The sequence below is a fragment of the Deltaproteobacteria bacterium genome (assembly GCA_016210045.1).
Taxonomy (GTDB): Bacteria; UBA10199; UBA10199.
Window position 1 is genome coordinate 257,341 of record JACQUX010000009.1, and the last position, 7,683, is coordinate 265,023.

Consider the following 7,683-nt stretch of genomic DNA (forward strand, 5'->3'; position numbering starts at 1 on the left):
ATCAGAGCGTGTCGCGCAGTTGCGCACAGTCGCCGGCGTTGTTCACCGCGGTCTGCAGCGCAGTGAGGCGATCCGGCGTCATCGTGGCGAAGGCCTCGTCGGCGGCACAGAGCGCGACAAAGGCGTCACGATTATTGAAGGCCTTCAGATGCCACGCCGTCAGCGGCGCACTGGCGCGGTCACACAATACGACCAATTTGTCGGCATAGGTCCGACAAATGCCGTCGACGGCCGGTTCGACGGCCACGCGTTTTGCGCTATTCGCGCCGCTGATGCTGAGGTTCGCATTACTGTTGGCGTTGGAATTACCGTTCTCGTTCGAGTTGCTGTTACTGTTGGAATTATCGTTCATGTTGGAATTGGAGTTACTATTGCTGTTCGAATTGCTGTTACTATTGCTGTTGGAATTCGAGTTGCTGTTCGTATTCGTGTTGCTGTTGGTGTTGGAGTTATTGTTACTGCTGGTGTTGGTAAGGCTCGTTCCGCAGGCGGCAGCGACCAACCCCATCACGACGACTGCACAGCAAGCCACTCGTAAGTTCCGCATATTCCTCCCAATCACTTCGGTAAACGAGCCACTGACACATGAATGACATTGCACCAAACGCGGCTGAGCTGTTACTTGCAGCATGATGGAGAGTCAATCACAAACCGCGTCCACAGCGCCGCGACATCGGCGCCGCGGGATCATCTCATTGCTCTTGATCGGCAGTTATATCGTCCTGATGCTCGCCTTTCATAAGAAGCTGCGACCGGATCAGATCTTCCTGATATTAGCCTTCGTCGCGCTGCTGTTGTGGGGAAAGACCGGCGGGCGGCGCTTTATCATCGATTGGGCCCCATTTACTTTTTTCCTGATCGCCTACGATGGCATGCGCGGATTGGCTGATTATCTGGCGCCGCACATCCAAATACGCCTGCCATTTCTCATGGAGCAATGGTGTTTCGGATGGCTGACCGGCGGCCAACCGATTCCCTTTCTCTTGCAGTGGTGGCGTCAGTCGCTTGGGTCTTCATGGATATCGCAGCTCTGCAGTGTGGTCAGCGGATTGATGTACTCGATCCACTTTGTGGCGCCCTTCCTTTTTGCGTGGATCGTGTGGTACGTGGACCGCGATCGTGCGGGATTTTATCGATTCGCGTACTCACTCACGCTCCTGAACGTGCTGGCACTCATCACCTTCTACCTCTTCCCGGCGGCGCCGCCGTGGTATGTCTGGAAATATCATTTTGCCACTCCCAATCTCGCGGCCTTCAATCACGGAGATCCGGGGGGCTTGATCCATCTCGACGCCCTACTCCGGGTGCCGATCTTTTCCTCTATTTATAATGATCTGAATCCCAATGCCTTTGCGGCCGTGCCTTCATTGCACGGATCCTATCCGCTGATGATCGTCGCGCACGCCTGGTCTCGCTGGAAACATGCAACTGCGCATCTCGCAATGATCATCTATGTGGCGACCACGTGGTTTGCGGCCTGCTATTTGAATCATCACTACGTGATCGATCTGGTCATCGGCGCAACGTACGTCTTCATGGCCATCACGCTGTATCGGCGCGTTCTCGGCCCCCATTGTGTGGAACGCTGGATTCGTGAGCCTGCGACGATCCCGACACCCAGTCCCGCGTCATCCTGCTGAGATCACCCACCTCCGCCACCCGCCACCCGCTTATCCCCTTGCCCACTATTTCACGTTGGACTAGGGGTGGTCGCGTTTTTCCAATCCCACGCATTTCATTTGCAGGAGGCCCCGATGGTGAAAAATTATATCAATGCGGAATGGGTCGCGAGTACGGCGACTGCCAGCACCGACGTGATCAATCCGGCGACCGGCGAACTGCTGGATCGTTGCCCGGTCGGTGGCGCGGCCGACGTCGAGACTGCCGTGCAAGCGGCTGCGGCGGCCTTTCCGGCGTGGCGGCGGGTCCCGGTGATCGAACGCGTGCAACCGCTCTTCAAATTGAAGGCGTTGATGCAGACGCACCTCGAAGAACTCGCGCGACAAGTCACGATCGAGCACGGCAAGACATTGGCCGAGGCGCTCGGCAGCGTGAAGCGCGGCATCCAAATGCTCGAGACCGCGTGCGGTATGCCGAGTCTGATGATGGGCGAATTTTCCGAAGACATCGCGGTCGGGATCGATTCGCAGGCCGTCCGCACCCCGATGGGCGTCTTTGCCGCGATCGCGCCGTTTAATTTCCCCGCGATGGTCCCGTTCTGGTTCTGGCCGTTCGCCGTCGCGGCCGGCAATACGTTCGTGCTGAAGCCGAGCGAGCGCGTGCCGCTCAGCCAACAACGCATCTTTGCGTTGATCGAGCAATGCGGATTTCCTAAAGGCGTCATCAATATGGTGAACGGCGGGAAGGACGTCGTGAATGCGTTGCTGGCGCATCCGCAGATCATTGGCGTCAGCTTTGTCGGCTCGACGCCGGTCGCGAAACACGTCTACACCACCGGGACGGCCCATTTGAAGCGCGTGCAAGCGCTCGGCGGCGCGAAAAATTTCATGGTCGCGCTGCCGGACGCGCCACTCGACGCCTCCGCGCGGACGGCGTTCGAATCGATCACTGGTTGTGCGGGTGAGCGCTGTCTGGCCGGTTCGGTCATCCTCTGCGTCGGCGCTGACACGTACGCCGCGTTTCAAAAACGACTCATCCCGATCGCAACCGACACCAACATCGGCAACGGCCTCGATCCGAATGTCCAGATGGGACCGCTCATCTCGCAGGCCGCGAAGGATCGCGTGAAGGGACTGATTCAATCCGCCGTGGATGACGGCGCGGAACTCTTAGTGGATGGGCGGAAGAATGTGGACCAGGTGCCGGGCTATTTCCTGCGACCGACGCTGATCGGCAAGGTCACGCCGAATATGCGCGTCGCACAAGAAGAGATCTTCGGGCCCGTCGTGCTGCTCGCGCAAGTGGCCACGATGCAAGAAGCGATTCAGTGGATCAACCGCTCGCCGTACGCCAACACGACCACGCTCTTCACGGCCAGCGGCGCGGCCGCGCGCGCGTTCTGTTACGAAGTTGCGCCGTCGATGATCGGGATCAATATCGGCGTCCCGGCCCCGATGGCCTTTTTCTCATTCGGCGGCAGCAAAGAATCGTTCTTCGGCGACGTGAAGGCCCACGGCAACGCCTGCATCAATTTCTTCACCGACACCAAAGTCACGATCACGCGGTGGGAGAAGGATGGGAGTATTTGGTGATATCGTATCCATCTCTAGGGCGTGTTTGCAAAATGTTACAGAGCGATACCGGGCTGCCGCATGAGCATTGCTCACGACGGGGGCCGGGAGGCTGGGCCCGGTGCACCCGGGGTACGCTATCGCGGCGCCATCGAGGCGCCGCGCGCTCGCCCTCGCCGTTTTCGTCGTTAGATTGCGCAAGGAGAAAACGGCTCCGAGAGCCCCCGGGTGCACCGGGCCCAGCCTCCCGGCACGTAACCATCACACGCTGTATTGTACAGGTATCCGCAATTCTGCCCCGTGCAACCGTTAGCGTTGTCGCGATTGAAGTCCCACACTATAGGGGGCGGGTTTGCAAAATTTCTGAACGCCTGCGGGTGACCGGGGGGAGGGGGTGCGGGCCGTGGGGGCAAACGGGCGTGCGCACCGTGGTGTGGCTGGCCAACTGGGATGATCCGGTGACGACGGCGAGCGCGCGCCAGCACCAGCTCTCACGTTGCAGGGCAAGCCGGCCCCCACGGCCCGCACCCCATCCCCCCGAGCAGGACCCGCAAACCTTAATCGATTTTGCAAGCACGCTCTCAGGAGATCCTTATGAATACACTACTCATTAAGAACGGCACGGTCGTGACGGTCGGCGCCACGCAAGTGGCCGATGTCTTCATTGCCGGCGAGACCGTCCAGGCCGTCGGACGCGATCTTTCGTACACCGCCGACCGCACCATCGACGCGACCGGCTGTTATGTCGTCCCGGGCGGCATCGACCCGCATGTCCATATGCAGATCCCGTTCATGGGCACGCACTCCAGCGACAATTTCGAGACCGGCACGTTGGCGGCGTTGCATGGCGGCACCACGACGATCATCGATTTCGCCATCCAGACCCAAGGCGACACGCTCACCAACACCTGGAACCAATGGTACGAATGGGCCAACGGACACGCGGTCGGCGATTACTCGTTCCATCTGGCCGTCACCGACTTCAACGACAAGACCTGCGCGGAATTACCGGACCTGATCGAAAAACGCGGCGTCACGTCGTTTAAGACCTTCATGGCGTACAAAGGCGCGCTGATGATCGACGACCGCCAAATGGTCGCGCTGATGCACGAGCTAAAGCGCTTAGGCGGATTGCTGACCGTCCACGCGGAACATGGCGATATGATCGACAGCTTGATCGCACAGCATCGTGCGGCGGGACATACCGCACCGCGCTACCATGCCGCATCGCACCCCGAATTGGCGGAGACCGAGGCGTCGGGACGGATCCTCGATTTGGGCCTGGCATGCGATCAAGCGGTCTACATCGTCCATATGACTTGCGAAGGCGCGCTGAATCGCCTCCGCAACGCACTGTATCGCAATCAAGTGGGACTGGCGGAAACGTGTATTCAATATCTGCTGCTGGATGACTCGCTGTACGAACGCGAGGGCTTCGACGGCGCCAAATGGGTGATGAGTCCACCGCTGCGCCAACCGAAAGACCAAGCCGCACTGTGGGCCGGCATTAATCAAGGTTTGATCCGCGTCGTCGCAACAGATCATTGCCCGTTCACGCTGGCGCAAAAACGGATGGGCGAGAGCGATTTCTCGAAGATTCCGAATGGCCATCCGGCCGTGGAACACCGGATGGAACTCCTCTTCTCCGAAGGCGTCCAGCAGAACCGGATCTCGCTTAGCAAATTCGTGGAAGTCACTTCCACTAACGCCGCCAAGATCTTCGGCCTGTATCCGCGGAAAGGCACGATCGCCGTCGGCTCGGACGCCGACATCACGATCATCGATCCGACCCAGCAGCACACGCTCTCCGCGGCGACGCATCATATGAACGTCGACTATTCCGCGTATGAAGGCTGGAAAGTGAACGGCAAGTGCCGCACCACGATCCTGCGCGGCCAGGTGGCCGTGGAGGACGGGCAGGCCCACGTCGGCAAAGGCCACGGTCAATATTTGAAACGCGCACGTTTCACGAGCCCGAATCAACTCTAACCGTAAAGGAGCCCGTTATGCCACGCATCGTCAAAGCCGGAGTCATCCAACTCGCCAATCAACTCGACACCAACGCCAGTTGTGAAGCGCATCGCAACGCGATGATCGAGGCCCATCTGCCGTTCATTCAACAAGCGGCCGCCCAAGGCGTGCAGATGCTCTGCTTCCAAGAGGTCTTTACCGGACCGTACTTTTGTCCGTCTCAAGACACCAAGTGGTACGGACTCGCCGAAGCGATCCCCGACGGACCGACCACGCGCCAAATGTGCGCGATCGCGAAACAGCACCGCATGGTCATCGTGGTCCCGATCTACGAACAGGAACTGACTGGCGTTTACTACAACACCGCCGCGGTGATCGACGCCGATGGCACGTATTTGGGCAAATATCGCAAACATCACATCCCGCAAGTCGCGGGCTTTTGGGAAAAGTTCTTCTTCAAACCGGGCAATCTCGGCTTTCCAGTCTTCACCACCGCGTACGGCAAAGTCGGCGTCTATATCTGCTACGACCGCCACTTCCCAGAAGGCGCGCGCTGCCTCGGATTGAACGGCGCCGAAGTGGTGTTCAATCCGTCCGCCACGGTCGCGGGACTGTCGCAACATTTATGGCAGCTCGAACAACCGGCGCACGCGGTGGCCAACGGTTATTTCATCGCGGCCATTAATCGCGTCGGCACCGAGGCGCCATGGAACATCGGCGAGTTCTACGGCTCGTCGTACTTTGCCAGCCCGCGCGGCAAGATCTTGGCGCAGGCCTCGCGCGAACGGAACGAACTGTTGGTCTGCGACCTCGACTTGGACGAGATCACCGAGGTCCGCAATCAGTGGCAATTCTATCGCGACCGCCGCCCCGAGGCGTATCAACCGCTCGCGACACTGTAACGGAAACCGGACATCGAACAACGGAGCCCCCCATGAACGCCTCGCCTTCAAATGATGAGTTGATCGCATTCCGCGCCCGGCATTTCATCCCGACCGCGTATTTGTATCACAAAGAACCGATCCAGCTGACGAAAGCGAAAGGCGTCTACGTCTGGGATCAAACCGGCAAGCAGTACCTCGACGCGATCGGCGGCATCGTCTCGATCTCGGCCGGACACAATCATCCGCGTATCCAACAGGCGATGCGGGAAATGCTCGACGCCGACGAGTTACAGCATACGAGTCTCCTGTATTTGACGAAATACCCGGTCGAGTTGGCGAAGGCGTTATTGGCCGAAGCGCCCGCAGGATTCGAAAAAGTCGCGCTCACCAACTCCGGTTCCGAAGCCAACGAATTCGCGTTCATGGCTGCGCGACACGCCACCGGCGAGACGATCGTGATGAACTTGCGGCACGGATATCATGGCGGCACGTCGGGCGTGTTGGCCCACTGCGGCCACGCGAATTGGCGCTTCCGCAGCCAACCGAACACGAACGCCACGTCGGCGCTCGAACCGAACTGTTACCGTTGTCCGTTCGGCAAGAAGCCCGATAGCTGCGCGTTGGAGTGCGCGCAAAATGTCGAGACCACGATCCAGACCACGACGCATGGCAAAATAGCCGCGTTCATCGCCGAACCCGTCATGGGTGTCGGCGGCTTCGTCACCCCGCCGAAGGCGTATTTCGACGCCGTCACGCGGATCGTCCACAACTACGGCGGCGTCTACATCAGCGATGAAGTCCAGACCGGCGTCGGCCGCTGCGGCGGGAATTTCTTCCTGACTAAAGAACTCGGTATCGACGCCGACGTGATCACGCTGGCCAAAGGCTTGGGCAACGGCGCGGCGATCGGCGCAGTCGTCACGAAACCTGCGGTCGTGCAAGCGATGGCGGGGAAATTGTACTTCAACACCTTCGGCGGCGATCCGTACCAAACGCGCCAAGCCAAAGTGAATATGGACATCATTCAAGAAGAGGGCCTGATCGCCAACGCCCGCGTAATGGGCACACGGCTGATGCAAGGCCTGCGCGACCTCATGGCCGACGCGCCGCTGATCGGCGACGTGCGCGGACGCGGCTTGTTGATCGGCGTGGAATTAGTGAAGGATCGCACCACCAAAGAATACGCCACGGAAGCGACTGCGCAAGTCATGGACTTGTGCAAAGAGCGCGGCCTGCTGCTCGGCAAAGGCGGCCTGTTCGGCAACGTGTTGCGGATCGCCCCGCCGCTATCAATCACGGCCACGCACGTCGATTTCATACTCAAGACCATCGCAGAAGCGCTGCACACCACGGCGCACGCGGCTTAGGAGCTGTTTACCAATGTTGCATAGCCATACTGCGCGGTCGCATCATCATTGCTTACGACGGGGGCCGGGAGGCCGGACCCGGCACACCCGGGGTACGCTATCGCGGCGCCATCGAGGCGCCGCGCGCTCGCCCTCGCCGTTTTCGTCATTAGATAACGCAAGGAGAAAACGGCTCCGAGAGCCCCTGGGAGCCCCTGGCCCCTCCGCCCGGCAAGAGCATGGACAGTCCCGGCAGTCGGTCATCAGATTTGCAAACACGCTCGATCACAC

General features: G+C 59.7%; 7 protein-coding genes. 6 read left to right on the forward strand and 1 reads right to left on the reverse strand.

Features of this window, described 5'->3' with window-relative positions; genetic code table 11:
- Nucleotide 1 precedes the first annotated feature (1 nt).
- A complete protein-coding gene (locus HY696_03130) occupies nucleotides 2–247 on the reverse strand; it encodes a hypothetical protein (GenBank protein MBI4237397.1) in 246 nt (81 codons plus the stop codon).
- A gap of 25 nt (nucleotides 248–272) precedes the next feature.
- On the opposite strand from HY696_03130, the gene HY696_03135 reads away from it, so the two are divergent.
- The 6 genes from HY696_03135 to HY696_03160 all read left to right on the forward strand — a co-directional run bounded on the left by HY696_03135 (nucleotide 273) and on the right by HY696_03160 (nucleotide 7,413).
- Entirely contained in the window at nucleotides 273–593 is a 321-nt protein-coding gene (locus HY696_03135; protein ID MBI4237398.1) for a hypothetical protein, read from the forward strand.
- A 36-nt stretch (nucleotides 594–629) separates the two neighbouring features.
- Complete coding sequence (locus HY696_03140; GenBank protein ID MBI4237399.1) at nucleotides 630–1,640, forward strand: phosphatase PAP2 family protein; 1,011 nt, start codon at nucleotides 630–632, stop codon at nucleotides 1,638–1,640.
- 114 nt (nucleotides 1,641–1,754) lie between these two features.
- Complete coding sequence (locus tag HY696_03145) at nucleotides 1,755–3,212, forward strand: CoA-acylating methylmalonate-semialdehyde dehydrogenase (GenBank protein ID MBI4237400.1); 1,458 nt, start codon at nucleotides 1,755–1,757, stop codon at nucleotides 3,210–3,212.
- Nucleotides 3,213–3,785: 573 nt separating this feature from the next.
- Nucleotides 3,786–5,180: a dihydropyrimidinase gene (gene hydA / locus HY696_03150; protein MBI4237401.1), complete on the forward strand. Its 1,395-nt coding sequence runs from the start codon at nucleotides 3,786–3,788 to the stop codon at nucleotides 5,178–5,180.
- 17 nt (nucleotides 5,181–5,197) lie between these two features.
- Entirely contained in the window at nucleotides 5,198–6,064 is an 867-nt protein-coding gene (locus HY696_03155) for an acyltransferase (protein ID MBI4237402.1), read from the forward strand.
- A gap of 32 nt (nucleotides 6,065–6,096) precedes the next feature.
- Entirely contained in the window at nucleotides 6,097–7,413 is a 1,317-nt protein-coding gene (locus HY696_03160; protein ID MBI4237403.1) for an aspartate aminotransferase family protein, read from the forward strand.
- Nucleotides 7,414–7,683 lie beyond the last annotated feature (270 nt).

Bases quoted from the DNA above. Each gene is read 5' to 3' on its own strand.
- HY696_03135 (MBI4237398.1), top strand. From the start codon at position 273: ATGCTGAGGTTCGCATTACTGTTGGCGTTGGAATTACCGTTCTCGTTC.
- HY696_03140 (MBI4237399.1), top strand. From the start codon at position 630: ATGATGGAGAGTCAATCACAAACCGCGTCCACAGCGCCGCGACATCGG.
- HY696_03145 (MBI4237400.1), top strand. From the start codon at position 1,755: ATGGTGAAAAATTATATCAATGCGGAATGGGTCGCGAGTACGGCGACT.
- hydA (MBI4237401.1), top strand. From the start codon at position 3,786: ATGAATACACTACTCATTAAGAACGGCACGGTCGTGACGGTCGGCGCC.
- HY696_03155 (MBI4237402.1), top strand. From the start codon at position 5,198: ATGCCACGCATCGTCAAAGCCGGAGTCATCCAACTCGCCAATCAACTC.
- HY696_03160 (MBI4237403.1), top strand. From the start codon at position 6,097: ATGAACGCCTCGCCTTCAAATGATGAGTTGATCGCATTCCGCGCCCGG.